Origin of the sequence: Shewanella sp. 8A (assembly GCF_023475945.1) — a bacterium.
In the GTDB taxonomy this organism is placed as follows: domain Bacteria; phylum Pseudomonadota; class Gammaproteobacteria; order Enterobacterales; family Shewanellaceae; genus Shewanella; species Shewanella xiamenensis.
The window spans coordinates 34,123-50,608 of sequence record NZ_JAMDJP010000021.1 but is presented as its reverse complement, the minus strand read 5'-3'; the positions used below and the strand labels follow the sequence as shown (position 1 = coordinate 50,608).

The 16,486-nt window shown below is 46.9% G+C and carries 13 protein-coding genes; 9 read left to right on the top strand and 4 right to left on the bottom strand.

All coding sequences use genetic code 11. The features are described 5' to 3' along the window. Positions 1-103: 103 nt before the first annotated feature. Together M0413_RS15820 and M0413_RS15815 are read right to left on the bottom strand one after the other, a co-directional pair. Positions 104-778, bottom strand: coding sequence for a Fe2+-dependent dioxygenase (locus M0413_RS15820; protein WP_037422119.1), 675 nt, complete (start codon positions 776-778; stop codon positions 104-106). Between the two features lie 73 nt (positions 779-851). Then, a complete protein-coding gene (locus M0413_RS15815; RefSeq protein ID WP_037422115.1) occupies positions 852-3,044 on the bottom strand; it encodes a TonB-dependent receptor in 2,193 nt (730 codons plus the stop codon). Between the two features lie 547 nt (positions 3,045-3,591). Here M0413_RS15815 and M0413_RS15810 point away from each other — a divergent pair. After that, positions 3,592-4,056, top strand: coding sequence for a chemotaxis protein CheX (locus M0413_RS15810; RefSeq protein ID WP_037422113.1), 465 nt, complete (start codon positions 3,592-3,594; stop codon positions 4,054-4,056). Positions 4,057-4,224: 168 nt separating this feature from the next. Here the strand turns inward: M0413_RS15810 and alr are convergent, their stop codons facing one another. Together alr and dnaB are read right to left on the bottom strand one after the other, a co-directional pair. Next, positions 4,225-5,301 carry an alanine racemase gene (gene alr, locus M0413_RS15805; RefSeq protein WP_144374916.1) on the bottom strand — a complete coding sequence of 359 codons (1,077 nt, stop codon included), beginning with the start codon at positions 5,299-5,301 and terminating at the stop codon, positions 4,225-4,227. Between the two features lie 76 nt (positions 5,302-5,377). Beyond that, the gene (gene dnaB, locus M0413_RS15800) at positions 5,378-6,784 is read right to left on the bottom strand and encodes a replicative DNA helicase (RefSeq protein WP_037422109.1); all 1,407 of its coding nucleotides are present in this window, start codon (positions 6,782-6,784) and stop codon (positions 5,378-5,380) included. Positions 6,785-6,906: 122 nt separating this feature from the next. Here dnaB and M0413_RS15795 point away from each other — a divergent pair, with 122 nt between their 5' ends. The 8 genes from M0413_RS15795 to hydF all read left to right on the top strand — a co-directional run bounded on the left by M0413_RS15795 (position 6,907) and on the right by hydF (position 16,456). Beyond that, entirely contained in the window at positions 6,907-9,105 is a 2,199-nt protein-coding gene (locus tag M0413_RS15795) for a S46 family peptidase (RefSeq protein ID WP_249554867.1), read from the top strand. 633 nt (positions 9,106-9,738) lie between these two features. Beyond that, positions 9,739-10,971, top strand: a complete 1,233-nt coding sequence (hydA, locus tag M0413_RS15790) for an iron hydrogenase large subunit HydA (RefSeq protein WP_055647694.1) — start codon at positions 9,739-9,741, stop codon at positions 10,969-10,971. 12 nt (positions 10,972-10,983) lie between these two features. After that, positions 10,984-11,304, top strand: coding sequence for an iron hydrogenase small subunit HydB (hydB, locus tag M0413_RS15785; RefSeq protein WP_023268564.1), 321 nt, complete (start codon positions 10,984-10,986; stop codon positions 11,302-11,304). 13 nt (positions 11,305-11,317) lie between these two features. Then, positions 11,318-12,001, top strand: coding sequence for a cytochrome b/b6 domain-containing protein (locus M0413_RS15780; protein WP_037427165.1), 684 nt, complete (start codon positions 11,318-11,320; stop codon positions 11,999-12,001). A gap of 69 nt (positions 12,002-12,070) precedes the next feature. After that, positions 12,071-13,510 carry a [FeFe] hydrogenase H-cluster radical SAM maturase HydG gene (hydG, locus tag M0413_RS15775; RefSeq protein ID WP_249554865.1) on the top strand — a complete coding sequence of 480 codons (1,440 nt, stop codon included), beginning with the start codon at positions 12,071-12,073 and terminating at the stop codon, positions 13,508-13,510. Continuing rightward, a complete protein-coding gene (locus tag M0413_RS15770; protein WP_249554862.1) occupies positions 13,511-14,149 on the top strand; it encodes a hypothetical protein in 639 nt (212 codons plus the stop codon). Further along, the gene (gene hydE / locus M0413_RS15765; protein ID WP_249554860.1) at positions 14,149-15,231 is read left to right on the top strand and encodes a [FeFe] hydrogenase H-cluster radical SAM maturase HydE; all 1,083 of its coding nucleotides are present in this window, start codon (positions 14,149-14,151) and stop codon (positions 15,229-15,231) included. The genes M0413_RS15770 and hydE overlap by 1 nt, the downstream gene beginning before the upstream one ends. Further along, complete coding sequence (hydF, locus tag M0413_RS15760) at positions 15,215-16,456, top strand: [FeFe] hydrogenase H-cluster maturation GTPase HydF (RefSeq protein ID WP_249554858.1); 1,242 nt, start codon at positions 15,215-15,217, stop codon at positions 16,454-16,456. The genes hydE and hydF overlap by 17 nt, the downstream gene beginning before the upstream one ends. Positions 16,457-16,486: the final 30 nt, after the last annotated feature.

Sequence of the window (16,486 nt, the reverse complement as noted above, 5' to 3'; positions counted from 1 at the left end):
GTTAACGTTTACTGTTTTATTGCCCCTCAGAGCAAGCGGGATTATACCCTAAACCGCCTGCTTTGTGGAGATTAAGCAGGGAGAGAAGCCTAGCTCTATATCACTACAACTCACTCCAACGCCTGAGCAAGTTATGATAAACACCCGTTAGATTAAACAGCTCTTGTTCAGGCGCGGTCTGCGACGTCAAAGATTGAATCGATTGATCGAGTTGAAATAACAAGCGACGCTGCCCTTCATCGCGCACCATGCTCTGTAGCCACATAAAGGCGGCGGTTCGCTCACCTGATGTGACAGGCGTAACCTGATGTAAACTCGTTGACGGGTATAACACCAAAGATCCCGCCGCCAGCTTAATGCTTTGCTGGCCATAGGTATCTTGGATGACCAACTCACCACCTTGATAAGTGTCTGGTTCGCTTAAAAATAAGGTGGCTGACAGATCGGTACGCACCATACCGTCACTCGTCGAGCGAATTGCATTATCGATATGATAGCCAAAGGTTTCTCCACCTTGATAACGATTAAACAAGGGCGGATAAAACTGTAATGGAAGTGCTGCCGAGACAAATAAAGGATGAGCTAACAAGCGCTCCATAATCAATTCACCGATGCCAATCGCAACAGGATCGTCTTTATCCAACTGCTGATTGCGCTTACGGGTACTCGCCATCACGCCTGAGGTTTGATTGCCATCAATCCAAGTGCGAGCATCGAGTTGTTCACGTAACTGATTGACTTCTTGTTTAGAAAAAACATGAGGAATTTCAATAAGCATCTTCAAACCTTAAGGAAAGCATAAACATCAAAGGCAGCCCTAGGGCTGCCATTCAAATCGTCATTCACTGATATTAAAAGTGCATATCGGCACTTAACATCACCAAACGTCCAGGCGCCATATTGGCAAAGTGCGCGGTGTACGCTTTATCGTAATAACGCTCATCCGTTAGATTTTGAACGTTCAGGCGTAAGGTCAAGAATTCGCTCATCTTATAGGATGAGGTCAAATCAAAACGCCAGTAAGACGGAATTGACAGCGTATTAGCCGTATTGCCATACACTTTGTCCATATAATAGGCACCCGTGCCGACCGTTAACTGCTCGGTAATATCGTAAGTTGTGAATAAGCTAAGACTATTTTTGGCTGTATTAGGGAAGCGATTACCATTTTGCGCTGCGTTGTAACCATTGCTTTCGAGGGTCGCATCCAAATACGTATAACCACCAAAACCATGCCAATCTTTAGTAAAGTCACCGGAAAAGCCGATTTCAAAGCCTTTGACTTTTTGCTCGCCGACGTTTTCCTGCGGTGCATTGCGATCGCCAGAGGTCGCAACGCGGGCATTGTTTTTCTCGATTTGGAATACAGAGCCATTCAGAGATAAACGTCCCTCCCAAAGATCCCATTTAGTGCCTAACTCGTAGCTTTCGGTGTCTTCTGGTTCTAAATCGGCATTAGTGCTGCCAAGACGATCTGCCCCATCGCCGTTAGACGTGCCAGGTGGATTAGAGGAAGTGCCCCACGCAGCGTAGATACTGCCATTTTCTGCGGGCTTATATAGCACCGACAATTGGTAGTTGAAGAAATCAGCATCATTGCTGAATCGAGAGGTTGAGTTCTCAGCACTGGTGGTATAGTCATCCCAGCGGATACCTGCGTTAATCATCCATGCTTCAGTTAACTCAATGGTATTAAAGGCATAGATAGAGCGAGTATCAGTTTCAGTCACTGTCGCATCGGTACCGAGTGTAATCGTACCAACCCAAGGATCGTGGGGATTCGGATTATCCAGCAACGTACAGTTGTAGTTATCCAGCATTGCCTGATTACAACCCGCGTTGCGACCATTGCCCGTATCGACGGTGTAACTCAAATTGCTAGTACGTTCGTTACTGAGTTCAGTCCCGACTGCAAAACGGTTAGTCATTCCTGCAAGTTTTGCTTCACCCGAGAGTTGCAATTGAGTCGCTAGGGTCTTTGTCACCGAATGGCGCGACTTAGTGTTTCGCCAAACATAACCATTAGCCACGTTGCCAGTGGTGTCGTCTGGGTTAGTCACAATATAGTAATTGCTGTTACGGCTATAGATAGACGTCGAAGTGAACTGCATGTCGTTGTTAAAATCATGGCTGATCAACACCGAAGCTGTATCGTCCATCGTATCGCGAAAATCCCGCGATAATAAGCCATAGAAATTGTCGGGATCGACATCGGCAGGTTTGCCTGTCGCCTGATCGTAGGGAATACCATAATCAGGAATATCATGGTTTTCAAAATGATAATATTCAAGGGTCACTTTAGTTGGCGTCGTTAACCCAAAAGTAACTGACGGTGCAACGCCCCAACGATTACCTGTGACCTCATCACGCCCAGGAGTGTCAGCATCGTGAGCCATCATGTTGACACGAACCGCAGCTTCATCGGTAATCACATGGTTAATATCAACATTGGCACGTTTGAGGGCATCAGTCCCCACGGCAACATCGGCGTTAATAAAATCTTCAGCCTGAGCTTTTTTGGTCACAATGTTAATGCTACCGCCAACCGCGCCACGGCCGTTATAGACAGAGCTTGGGCCTTTCAGGACTTCAATTTGTTCAATGTTAAAGGTTTCACGGCTTTGTGAACCCACATTACGCATACCATTGATAAAAGTGGAGGATTGAGCATCGTATCCACGAATAAACGGTCTATCACCGTAGGGGTTTCCCCCTTCGCCAGTACCCAAGGTAATACCAGGCGTCGCTCGTAGCGCATCAGTAAAACTCTGCGCGCCCATATCTTTGATCAGATCTTGATTGATGACTGTTACAGTTTTCGCAGTATTGAGCAGGTCTTCGGTAAATTTACCCGATTGTACTTTGCGGGTGTTATAACCCAAGTACTCACCATTGACCTCAATATGTTCAACTTTTTTATCTGCGACTTGTGCCTGCTCCGCGGCCATAGCAGGGATAGCAGAAACCGCCATCCCTATGGTTAACGAACCTAAAACATGGGCACCAAGCGTGACTCGACCATTGCGACGTTTTGCAAATTTCATTTAAAGCATTCCTGTTGCGGACTAAACCCTGTAACAGATGTCCCCCACCTGTTAATCGCCCGCTAATATATGTAAAATTATTTTTGTGATCAATAATTATTATCATTTACATTATAATTTAATGTAAATCACAGTTTAAGCCGTTTATAGTTGTTAGGCACAGCAAAACGACTGTAGCTACATTGGTAGGGTTAAAGATACGCCTATGATAGAAATGAAAATTTCCTTCAAAAATCTTTCGCATACATTCAAGCTATCGCACTCATAGCCTAACGGCATGCTCATTCGAATCATCAACCTTTCGGTGGAAACGTGCCTTTGGACTCATTGAGGGGACATGCAGAATTTTACCGCTTGTAGCGTGGCTTTTGGTAAAAAGACTTTTACGATAAATAACAAGAAAATCGTGAAATTAACCTCACATTTCCATTTGTGTCATCTAAGCTGATAGAGTGTGATTAAGATTGCTGTGGTCAAGCCACTTTTCGACTACCCTTAATTACGTGGTGACCATAAGGCTTAAGTTCATAAGAGGACACACTGAAGCATGAACGTCAATTTTATTAATCCTTTTTTGCAGTCGCTGCTCAATGTTATTTCGACCATGGCAAGCCTAGAGCTCACGCCAGGTAAACCCCAAATCAAAACTGACAACTTAGCCAAAGGCGATGTATCAGGTTTGATTGGTATGGTTGGGCCACAAACCAAAGGCTCACTTTCAATTACGTTTGAGCAAAAACTGGTACTGCAAATCATGCAAAATATGCTGGGCGAAAACCCCGGCAAAATAAATGAAGAAGTAACCGATCTGGTGGGTGAAATCACTAATATGGTTACGGGGGGCGCAAAAAATCTTTTAGGACAAAAGGGTTACGAATTCGAAATGGCAACACCAATGGTCGTTTCAGGTCAAGGGCATACAATTTCCCATAAAGCCAACGGCACCAAAATTATCATGCCATTTACCAGTTCTTACGGAACTGCATTTATCGAAGTTTGCTTCGAAAATTAATTAAATATCATAAGTTTGTAGGAAAACATTGGATGTTTGGTTGGCTGTAACGGGTACGCTTTGCTCCACTAGAGCAAACCTGATAGCCAATCAGTAAATCGATTAACTGTATGCTAGATAAAGAAAAACGGCGCATTAGCGCCGTTTTGTCATTCTAATTTGAGCAAACTATGCTAAGCAAACAGCTACTCTTGGAGTAAGTTTAGTCACTAATTCATAGGCGATGGTACCAATGTGTTCGGCCACCTCCTCTACGGGTAAAGCCTGCCCCCAAAGTAGCACATCATCACCGACTTGATCCGCTGCATCTTGGCCTAAATCTACGGTTAACATATCCATAGATACGCGGCCAACAATCGGCACTCTGCGACCATTAATCCATACAGGCGTGCCTTCAGGCGCATTCCGCGGATAGCCATCACCATAGCCAATAGCGACAACGCCAAGGCGAGTATCTTGTTTGGCTGTCCAATAACAACCATAACCTACAGGTTGACCCGCTTTATGATCGCGCACCGCGATCAAACGTGAGACTAAGTTCATCGCGGGGATCAAACCATGGTTCGCACCGCAATCTCCTGTGACAGGAGATACGCCATAGAGCGCAATGCCTGGACGGATCCAATCCCCTTGGCTTTTAGGCCAATAAAGCGCACCCGCCGAGTTGGCTAAGGTTCTAAACCCAGGTAAATCTGCAGTTAACTGGTTAAAGGTTTGCATTTGTACTTGAGTGTAATGATTATCTGGCTCATCGGCACAGGCAAAGTGGGTCATCAAATGAATAGGTTTGGCAACATTTTCGCAGGCTGCCAAACGCGCATAAACCGCAGTGAATTGTTCAGGCGTGACCCCTAAACGATGCATCCCCGAATCGACTTTTAGCCACACGGTGACAGGCTTCGTTAAGTTTGCCTGTTCTAACATCTCGATTTGCGATTCGTGGTGCACCACGGTATCGATATCGTGCTCCACCAACAAAGGTAAGTCGGTGCTGCGAAAAAAGCCCTCCAGCAATAATAAACGCGCCTTAATACCACCTTCGCGCAGTTCTAATGCCTCTTCCAAACGGGCTAAGCCGAAGCCATCGGCAGTATGTAAACAATGAGCGACATTTAATAATCCATGACCATAACCATTGGCTTTCACCACCGCCATAACTTGGCTGCTGCTCGCCTGCTGGCGTAAAACGGCGAGGTTGTTTTGCAGTGCAGTACTGCTAATTTCTGCTCGAGGAAAAGGTTTCAAAATTTGCCTTGTCTATTTGGAAAAGTCTGGAAATAAAAAGAATACATAAGCTTTGCTTATCTTCTAACACCGGGAATTAATCTTCTTCAAACTGAGGACCTGCATAGTTATCAAAACGGGAAAACTGGCCTTGGAAGGTCAAGCGCACACGTCCAATGGGGCCGTTACGCTGTTTACCGATAATGATTTCCGCCGTGCCCTTATCGGGAGAGTCGTTGTTATACACCTCATCACGGTAAATAAACATGATGAGATCCGCATCCTGCTCAATAGAACCTGATTCACGTAAGTCCGAGTTCACAGGGCGTTTATCGGCACGTTGTTCGAGCGAGCGGTTAAGCTGGGAAAGTGCGATAACGGGGATCTCTAATTCTTTAGCTAATGCCTTAAGAGAACGAGAGATTTCAGCAATTTCAAGGGTACGATTGTCCGATAATGCCGGCACTTGCATCAGCTGCAAGTAGTCGACCATGATCATCGATAATCCGCCATGCTCGCGGGCAATACGGCGGGCACGACTGCGCACTTCGGTCGGCGTTAAGCCTGAACCATCATCGATATACATCTTGCCTTGCTCAAGCATAATGCCCATGGTCGAGGATACCCGCGCCCAATCCTCATCATCGAGTTGTCCGGTACGGATTTTGGTTTGGTCAACGCGCCCTAAAGAGGCCAACATACGCATCATGATCTGTTCTGAGGGCATCTCGAGGCTGAAAATAAGCACGGGCTTGTCTTCATTCATCGCCGCCTGTTCGCACAGGTTCATCGCAAAGGTCGTTTTCCCCATCGACGGACGCGCCGCCACGATGATCAAGTCGCCGGATTGAAAGCCTGCTGTCATTTTATCGAGATCAGTAAAGCCACTCGATACCCCGGTTACACCATTGTGTGGGTTGTTGTAGAGCTGCTCAATCTTATCAACGGTTTTTTCCAGAATGGTTTTGATGCCTTCAGGGCCTTCGTTAGCATTGGTGCGCTGCTCGGCAATTTTAAAGACTTTGCTCTCAGCTAAATCGAGTAGAGCGCTGGAATCGCGGCCTTCAGGGTTATAACCCGCATCGGCAATCTCATGGGCAACGCGGATCATCTCGCGTACGACTGCGCGCTCACGGACAATTTCAGCATAGGAAACAATGTTGCCCGCACTCGGGGTGTTTTTGGCAATCTCGCCCAAGTAGGCAAAGCCGCCCGCTTCTTCAAGTTGGTTTTCAAGCTCAAGCTGTTCAGAAACCGTAATTAAGTCGATAGGTTGGCCTGTTTCGACTAAACGGTGCATGGCGGCGAAAATCATCCGGTGCGAGCGAGAATAAAAATCCTCCTTCACTACGGTTTCAGCCACTTTATCCCAAGCGTCGGCGTCTAACATGAGGCCGCCTAATACCGATTGTTCAGCCTCAATTGAATGCGGCGGTAGCTTGAGGCTATCGACCTGCAAATCCCTTGGCTTACTCTTAGGCTTAAAAGCACCTTGTTGTGACATTAACACTCCCGATTTCCAACAACTTAACAAAATATGATATAAAACCCCGTCAAGCAAACAGGTGGTTTCACAGGCCTGTTATCTCACCCAACGGATACTCAAACTAAAAATAAGGAAAGAACATGCGTATTGCATTGGTTGCAGCCTTAGTACTGACCTCTGGCATTGCAACAGCCGATGAAGGGCAATGGCAACCTTATCAAATGCCTTCTATTGCAGACAAACTCAGCGCGCGTGGAATCGATATTCCCGCAGATAAGCTGGCCGATCTCACCAGTTATCCAATGAACGCCGTTGTCGGGCTGGGCTATTGTACCGCCAGTTTTGTCTCGCCCCAAGGGCTAGTTGTGACAAACCATCATTGTGCCTACAAGGCGATACAATATAACACTAAGAAAGAGCATAACTATCTCGAACAAGGCTTTTTAGCCACTTCAATGGATAAAGAACCGTCGGCCGGTCCCAATGAGCGTCTATACATCACCGAAGCCGTGACCAATGTCACCGCTGAGGTCACCAAAGACTTAAGCCAAGATCCACTCAAACGCTACGAAGAGATTGAGAATCACAGCAAATCCTTAATCAAAAGCTGTGAAGCCGATGATAACTACCGCTGTAACGTTCGCAGCTTCCACAATGGCTTGGAATATTACCTCATCAAGCAATTGATGATCCGCGATGTGCGCCTAGTGTATGCACCACCTGAAAGTGTTGGTGGTTACGGTGGTGATATTGATAACTACGAATATCCACGCCACTCGGGTGATTTTGCCTTCCTACGGGCTTATGTGGGTAAAGACGGAAAACCTGCGGCCTTCAGCGAAGATAACATTCCTTATACGCCCAAAAGCTATTTAAAAGTGAACGCCGATGGCGTCAAAGCCGGCGATGGCGTGTTTGTGGCAGGCTATCCTGGTACGACCAACCGTTACAATCTCACTAGCGAGCTTAAATTTGCCAGTGATTGGTTGTATCCAACTCAGGCAAAACGCTATCAATTACAGATTGATACTATCGAAGCCATGGGTCAGGAAGATGCCGACATCGCGATTAAATATGCAGGCAATATGGCGTCTATGGCTAACCGGATGAAAAAGCTCAACGGTCTGCTGGCTGGCTTTAAAGCCACGGATATCGTCGGCATTAAGCAGCAACGTGAAGATGACTTTCTAGCTTGGTTAAAGAAAAACCCTAGCCTTAATCAAAATCTTATCAGCGAACTAGAAGTGTTACTGGCCGAGCAGCAACTGCAAACCCAAACCAATTATTACTTCACCAACGCCCAATCGAGCACACTGCTCACCGCGGCCAACAACCTCTACCGCTTAGCGAAAGAAAAGCAAAAGAGCGATGCCGAGCGTGAAATCGGTTACCAAGAGCGCGACTTAGCCATGTTCAGCTCGCGCTTAAAACGTATCGACTCTAGTTTTGATGTTAAAGTCGATAAAACCCTCTGGTTACAAGATTTAAATGCTTATTTATCGCAGCCAAACCGTGTTGCGGCCTTAGACAATATGCTGAATTTGGACGATAAAAACGTCAGTCTAGAGGCTAAACTCGACGGCCTGTATTCGCTGACCACTCTGACAGACCAAGCGCAACGTCTGGCGTGGATGGATGCTGATGCGAAGGCCTTTGAAACCAGCAGCGATCCGTTTATCCGCCTCGCTGTCGCGCTGTATGACACCAATATGGCCCAGGAAAAAGCAGAAAAAATCCTTGCGGGTAAATTGTCTACCGCTCGCCCAGCCTACATGGCAGCCGTTATCGACTACTACAAAGCCAACAACTGGCCAGTGTATCCCGATGCTAACGGTACGCTACGCATCAGCTACGGTATGGTCGATGGTTATCAATCCCGCGATGCGCTGTACAAACAGCCATTTACACGTCTTGATGGGATTGTAGCTAAGCACACTGGTGTTGAGCCCTATAATGCCCCGAAAAAATTGCTCGATGCGATTCACGAGCAACGTTTTGGCGATCACTTAGTGAAATCTGTCTACCAAGATCCCCGTGGCTGGATTTGCCGTCTGTTCTCTTGTTTGGACAAGCCAGAAGAATTCAACTCAGTACCAGTTAACTTCTTATCGAGCGTAGATACCACAGGTGGCAACTCAGGCTCACCCGTATTTAACGGCAAAGGGGAACTTGTAGGACTTAACTTCGACTCCACCTACGAAGCAATTACTAAGGATTGGTTCTTCAATCCCACCATCACCCGTGCCGTGCACGTGGATATTCGTTATATCCTGTGGATGATGGATGAAGTTGACCATGCCGATAATCTGATTAAAGAACTGGATTTAGTAAGAAACTAATTATTATTAATCTGTCATGATTAATGATAATGGAATTAACTAATATAAACCGTTTAATTTAATCAATATAAATTAAGCATCTTTAAAAACCGTCCAAGGAATATTCCTTGGACGGTTTTTATTTTATGTAATTTATCAATTTGTGATCTACCGCATTATCAATTCACCAAAAACTCAATCAAAGCGTCTTAATTAGTATTATTTAAAGCAAGACTACACATGGACAATTTGTCCAACCTAAAAATAAAATCCAGTGATAAAAGCCACATTAACCAACAAATTTCAATCTAAGCCTTTAAAACATCACAAATAGTGGTAGGCAAACACAAAAAGAAAAATAACACACTGTATTTAAATAAAAAATATAAAAATCACCACTATAAAATTAACCAAGATTGTTATTTTTATTTCTCAAAAAAACTCAAAAAACGCAAATAAAACTATTAAAAACACCTGTTTTATCAAAAACCATAAAACTTGATCACCATCATGTTTTTCATAGGTTCAATTTCCTATCATCCAGCCGCCTAAAATTTCACAAATTAAATGTAACCGTCAACATAAGCACTTAACAAACACATTAAATAACACTGAAAATATAATTCAGGTTGAAAATGAGGAACGCAAAATTCTATGACAGCGACAACTTATCAACCAGGAGAAATCCAAGGGCTGATCAAGATTAATGCATCCAAATGCAAAGGATGTGATGCTTGCAAACAGTTCTGCCCAACCCACGCCATTAATGGTGCCTCGGGTGCAGCGCACTCTATCGATGAAGATAAATGTTTAAGTTGCGGACAGTGTTTAATCAACTGCCCCTTTAGCGCCATTGAAGAAACCCACAGCGCCCTTGAAACCGTGATTAAAAAACTCGCCGATAAGAATACCACCGTCGTTGGCATTATCGCCCCTGCGGTACGGGTGGCGATTGGTGAAGAATTTGGCTTAGGCACGGGCGAACTGGTGACAGGTAAGCTCTATGGCGCCATGAATCAGGCGGGTTTTAAGATTTTTGATTGTAACTTTGCCGCCGATCTCACCATTATGGAAGAAGGCAGTGAGTTTATTCATCGCCTCCATGCCAATGTGAAAGGTGAAGAAAATGCAGGTGCATTGCCGCAGTTCACCTCCTGCTGCCCGGGCTGGGTACGCTACCTCGAAACCCGCTACCCTGCACTTTTACCTAACCTGTCAACCGCCAAATCGCCCCAGCAAATGGCCGGAACGGTTGCCAAAACTTACGGCGCCAAGGTGTATCAAATGCAGCCGGAGAATATTTTCACCGTCTCTGTGATGCCTTGTACCTCGAAAAAACTCGAAGCCTCACGCCCCGAATTTAACTCGGCTTGGCAATACCATCAGGAACACGGGGCTAACACGCCTTCGTATCAAGATATTGATGCCGTGCTCACCACAAGGGAAATGGCACAGTTACTCAAACTGCTTGATATCAATCTCGCTAATACCGCGGAATATCAAGGTGATAGTTTGTTCTCTGAATACACAGGCGCGGGCACTATTTTTGGAACAACCGGCGGGGTGATGGAAGCGGCACTGCGTACCGCCCATAAAGTGCTGACTGGCGCTGAAATGGCTAAGTTGGAATTTGAACCCGTACGTGGATTAAAAGGGGTGAAATCGGCCTCTGTCAGTCTGTTTGATACCCAGCTTAAACAAAATGTAACCGTCAATGTCGCCGTAGTGCATGACATGGGCAACAACATCGAACCCGTGCTGCGCGATGTGATGGCAGGCACCTCTCCCTACCACTTTATTGAGGTGATGAACTGCGCAGGTGGTTGCGTTAACGGTGGAGGTCAACCTATTGAGGGTAAAGGCTCTTCATGGCTTGGTAACATTTAACGGGAAACAGAAATGAATAAGAAAAAACACCTATTTGCCGAGGACAGTTTCTTTCTGTCACGCCGTAAATTTATGGCCGTTGGCGCCGCGTTTGTGGCTGCGCTCGCGATCCCTATCGGCTGGTTTACCAGCAAACTTGAGCGCCGGAATGAATACATTAAGGCCAGAAGCCAAGGGTTATATAAGGACGATAGCCTAGCGAAAAAACGTGTCAGCCACGCCAACCCCGCAGTTGAAAAGTACTACAAAGAGTTCGGTGGCGAGCCATTAGGACATATGTCCCACGAGCTGCTACACACCCACTTTGTCGATCGCACTAAATTAAGCTCTTGATTGGAGATGAGAAATGCATCAAGAACATGATATGAGACCCATTTTAAAACATCCGCTAAACGTCAGGATCTTCCACTACATCCTGCTGCTCAGCTTTTTGCCATTAGCCGCAACGGGTTTGCTATTGTTTTTTAAACCGCTTTCCCAAGAAGGTATGCAGCTAACCTATGATGTGCACATTATTGCAGGGATTGTTATGGCCCTCGATGCCGTGGCATTTACCATCATGGCATTCGATCGAGTGGTACTGTTTATCGCCCGTGTGTTTAGTTTCTCAGGGCGCGATGTGAAATGGTTTATGGTGTTAGGCGGCTACCCACAGAAATTCTTACTGGGTAAAAAAGTGCCTATTCCACCGATGAACAAATACAACTCAGGCCAAAAACTCTTTGGTGCCTGCGTACTGATTGGCGGCACAGTGCTTATCCTCTCAGGTCTAGTGCTATGGCTCATTCCCCATGCTGCGCCGCGGGATATAGTGTGGTTTTTAGGTCAGGCTCATTTAGTGTCAGGCTTAGTGTTAACCGCCTTTTTACCCGTGCATCTTTTCCTCGCGGTATACCGCTTTGATGATTTCAAGGCCATGATGATCCACGGTAATGTGCCCTACCATGATGCCGCTGAGTACACCCCTCTGTGGGTTAAAAATGAAATTGCCCCCGTCGCCACTAATGGTGAACAGCTGACAAGCAAATAGCTAAGTCTCCAGCGGCAGTTGCTCACAACTGCCGCATTTTCACATTCATACTCAAGGGCATAGATAACCATGAGCACACACGAGCATCATTCCATTACCGTCACTGACTATAATCCCAACGTCAGCTTTATCGACGATAAAGCGATTTGGCAGACCATTGAAGACGCCAGTAATCCAAGTCGCGAGCAAGTCCTCGCCATTCTCGACAAGGCGCGCCAGTGTGAAGGCTTAAGCATTAGCGAGACCGCCATTTTGCTGCAAAACCAAGATAAAGCCTTGGATGAAGCACTCTTTGCCGTTGCCCGTGAGATTAAGAACACCATTTACGGCAATCGGATTGTGATGTTTGCGCCGCTGTATGTATCCAACCATTGCGCCAACAGTTGTAGTTATTGTGGCTTTAACGCCGATAACCATGAGCTCAAACGTAAAACCTTAAAACAGGATGAGATCCGCCAAGAGGTTACGATCCTTGAAGAAATGGGTCACAAACGGATCCTTGCCGTTTATGGCGAGCATCCACGCAATAATGTGCAGGCCATTGTTGAAAGTATTCAAACCATGTACAGCGTTAAGCAGGGCAAGGGCGGAGAAATTCGTCGTATCAACGTCAACTGCGCGCCAATGAGTGTGGAGGACTTTAAGCAACTTAAAACTGCGGCGATAGGCACTTATCAATGCTTTCAAGAAACCTATCATCAAGACACCTACAGCCAAGTCCATCTTAAAGGTAAAAAAACCGACTTTTTATACCGCCTCTACGCCATACACAGGGCGATGGAAGCAGGAATTGACGATGTCGGTATCGGTGCGCTCTTTGGCCTGTATGATCATAGATTTGAGCTGCTCGCCATGCTCACCCATGTTCAGCAGCTCGAAAAAGATTGTGGCGTTGGCCCACATACCATCTCCTTTCCGCGGATTGAACCTGCCCATGGTTCGGCTATCAGTGAAAAACCGCCCTATGAGGTCGATGATGACTGCTTTAAGCGCATTGTTGCCATCACTCGCCTTGCCGTGCCTTATACCGGGCTGATTATGAGCACGCGGGAAAGTGCGGCGCTGCGCAAAGAACTGTTAGAACTCGGGGTTTCACAAATCAGCGCAGGCTCGCGTACCGCACCGGGTGGCTATCAAGACAGCAAACAAAATCAACATGATGCCGAGCAATTCAGCCTTGGTGATCAACGAGAGATGGACGATATTATTTATGAGCTAGTGACTGATTCAGATGCTATTCCCTCTTTCTGCACGGGTTGTTACCGCAAAGGACGAACTGGCGATCACTTTATGGGATTAGCCAAACAGCAGTTTATTGGCAAATTCTGCCAGCCCAATGCCTTGATCACCTTTAAGGAATATTTGAACGATTACGCCAGTGAAAAGACTCGCGAGGCTGGCAATGCGCTGATAGAACGAGAACTGGCTAAAATGAGCCCGTCACGGGCGCGCAATGTGCGCGGCTGCTTGCAAAAAACCGATGCGGGTGAACGGGATATCTATCTATAAATGGCATCTTATCTATTCTCAGATCTCGGCGTGCAGTTGCATTTCGGCCTTAACACTAGCGCCTTACTGAATGCGATAGAACGCGCTGATGAAATCGTGCTACACGCGGCCATTTACAGTAATTTTGCCGATAATGCCGTAGGGCAGTTGTTATTGCAGCGGCTACAAAACGCCAGCTTAAAGCAACTCACCCTCATTAAACTTGAGCCCACTCGTCTATGGCGGGATGAGTTTGCCACCATCCTAAGGCCCGAGATGCCGCTGCAAGAGGTTGAGCAGCTGTATGAGATTTCCCGCCACTGGTGCGCCGAGCTTAAAACGCAGTATCCTGAGACAGTCAATTTAGTTTCGACCCAAGCGCTACCACTGCAACCTATATTGCTGATTGGCGATAGACTCTTTGTCGGCCACTACGCCCACAGTAATTGCACCTCGGCTCAAGGACTTTGGTTGGAGTTTGACATCCTTGCTTTAGGTCTTGCGCCAAACAGCTTAATCGATTGGTTTGATACAGGCATCCCCAGTGAGCAAAACTCAGCGGTAGAAGTAGCCCTAGGCCGTTATGTTGATGAATGCCGCCGCGCAGTGGGCGATCTTTGGTATCAGAGCTTGATTGAGCTAGATAAAGGGCGTAACTAATGATCACTCGCCCTAGCCAGCCAGTGCCAGTGACTCAGTCAACGTCCGTTAAACCGACGTTGCTTAAGTCCACAGCGTTTTCCTATGCCGAAATCCTTTCGCTACTTCAGGGGCAAGACGATGAATGGTTATTTAGTCGCGCCCAGCTCGCCACTGAATTGCAATTTAATCAACAGGTGTATTTACGCGGCATTGTCGAGTTTTCGAATCACTGTCGTAACCACTGCCATTACTGTGGTTTACGAAGCGAAAATCGGCAGGTAACACGCTATCGACTCTCGAACGAAGAAATCCTTAACGCAGTGGATAGCATTGCCGAGCTGGGACTAGGTACTGTGGTGCTGCAATCGGGGGATGACTTTAACTACAGCGGCAATCGTATTAGTGCCCTTATTACTGAAATTAAACGTCACCACAATCTAGCAATCACTCTGTCACTGGGTGATCGCAAACATCAAGAGCTGGAAAAATGGCGCGAGGCGGGCGCAGATCGCTATTTGCTCAAGATGGAAACCTTTGACCGCGCCCTCTTTGCTCGGTGTCGCCCTAAAGCCAATTTTGACGAGCGCATTGCAAGGCTCAATTATCTTAAGTCTCTGGGATATCAAACTGGCTCAGGGATTATTGTCGATTTACCGGGAATGACTGATGCGATTTTAGCGTGTGATATTCAGCATTTATCGGAGTTGCAGCTCGATATGCTGGCCTGCGGCCCCTTTATTGCCCATCACCAAACACCGTTTGCGACTTCCCCCAATGGCAGCGCCCTTAAGAGTCATAGGGTTAGCGCTATTTTGCGACTGATGAACCCGGGGGCGAATATCCCTGCAACCAGTTCCCTCGACGCCCTCGAAAAAGGCGCAAGGGAACTGGCACTCAAACGCGGATGTAATGTGCTTATGCCCTCCTTCACCCCAGCACACGTCAGTGGCGATTACAGCATCTATCCGGGAAAAAACCAGCAACAAAACCCAGCAGCAGAGCGACTTAACCAAGTCTGCCAGCAAATTCAACGCCACGGGCTAATCCCCTCCTTTAGCCGTGGTGATTCAAAAAGGACCCAATATGTGTCAAGGCATTAATCCACAAGAGCATAGCCAAACCCAATCGGCACCAAGAGGAATGCGCTACCATATCGCCTTGGTTGGTCGGCGTAATTCGGGGAAATCCTCCCTACTTAATATGCTTGCAGGGCAACAGATCTCGATAGTATCCGATATTAAAGGCACAACCACAGATGCCGTGGCCAAGGCCTATGAGTTACACCCCTTAGGGCCGGTGACCTTTTACGATACCGCTGGCATAGACGATGAAGGGACATTAGGAATGATGCGAGTGAGCGCCACTCGCAGAGTGTTGTTTCGCTCCGATATGGCACTCTTAGTCGTTGATGAGCACGGGCTGTGCCCCTCAGACATGTCATTAATCGATGAAATACAGCAATTAGAAATGCCAATACTCGTAGTATTCAATAAAGCCGATATCTGCCTCCCCAAAGCTGAGGATATTGCCTTTTGCCAGACTCAATCCTTACCCTTTATTGTGGTCTCAGCCGCAACAGGTCTTGCGGGTAAACAACTTAAGCAGTTGATGGTCGAATTAGCACCTGCGGAGTATAAGCAGGAGCCGCTCCTAGCGGGCGATCTCTACCAAGCGGGGGATGTCATTCTCTGTGTCGTCCCTATCGATATGGCCGCACCTAAGGGACGATTGATCCTGCCACAGGTGCAGATACTGCGTGAGGCGCTTGATCGCAGCGCCATCGCAATGATCGTCAAAGAAACAGAACTAACGCAGGCATTATCAGTGGTTACGCCTAAGCTGGTGATTTCTGATGCTCAAGCGATTAAGCAAGTCGCCGCCACAGTGCCAGACGCTGTCCCCCTCACCACCTTCTCAACCTTATTTGCCCGATTTAAAGGCGATTTAGCCGTTCTCGCTGCGGGAGCTGATGCTTTAGATAAATTGCAAGATGGTAATAAAGTGCTCATCGCCGAAGCCTGTAGTCACAATGTGCAGGAGGACGATATTGGCCGAGTTAAACTTCCCCGCTGGATAAATAGCTACACCAGCAAACAACTCCAGTTTGTAGTCACATCTGGGCACGACTTTCCCGATGATTTAGAACAATATGCCCTCGTCATCCACTGCGGCGCTTGTATGTTTAACCGCAATGAAATGCTCCGTCGCATCCGTGAATGTCAACGGCGGCAGGTGCCTATCACTAACTATGGGGTGGCGATTTCTAAATTGCAGGGCGTGCTACCGCGAGTGCTTGCGCCTTTTAACAACAGTCCGCAGCAATAACATATTGAGCCTTAGTGCCAGGCTTAGCTG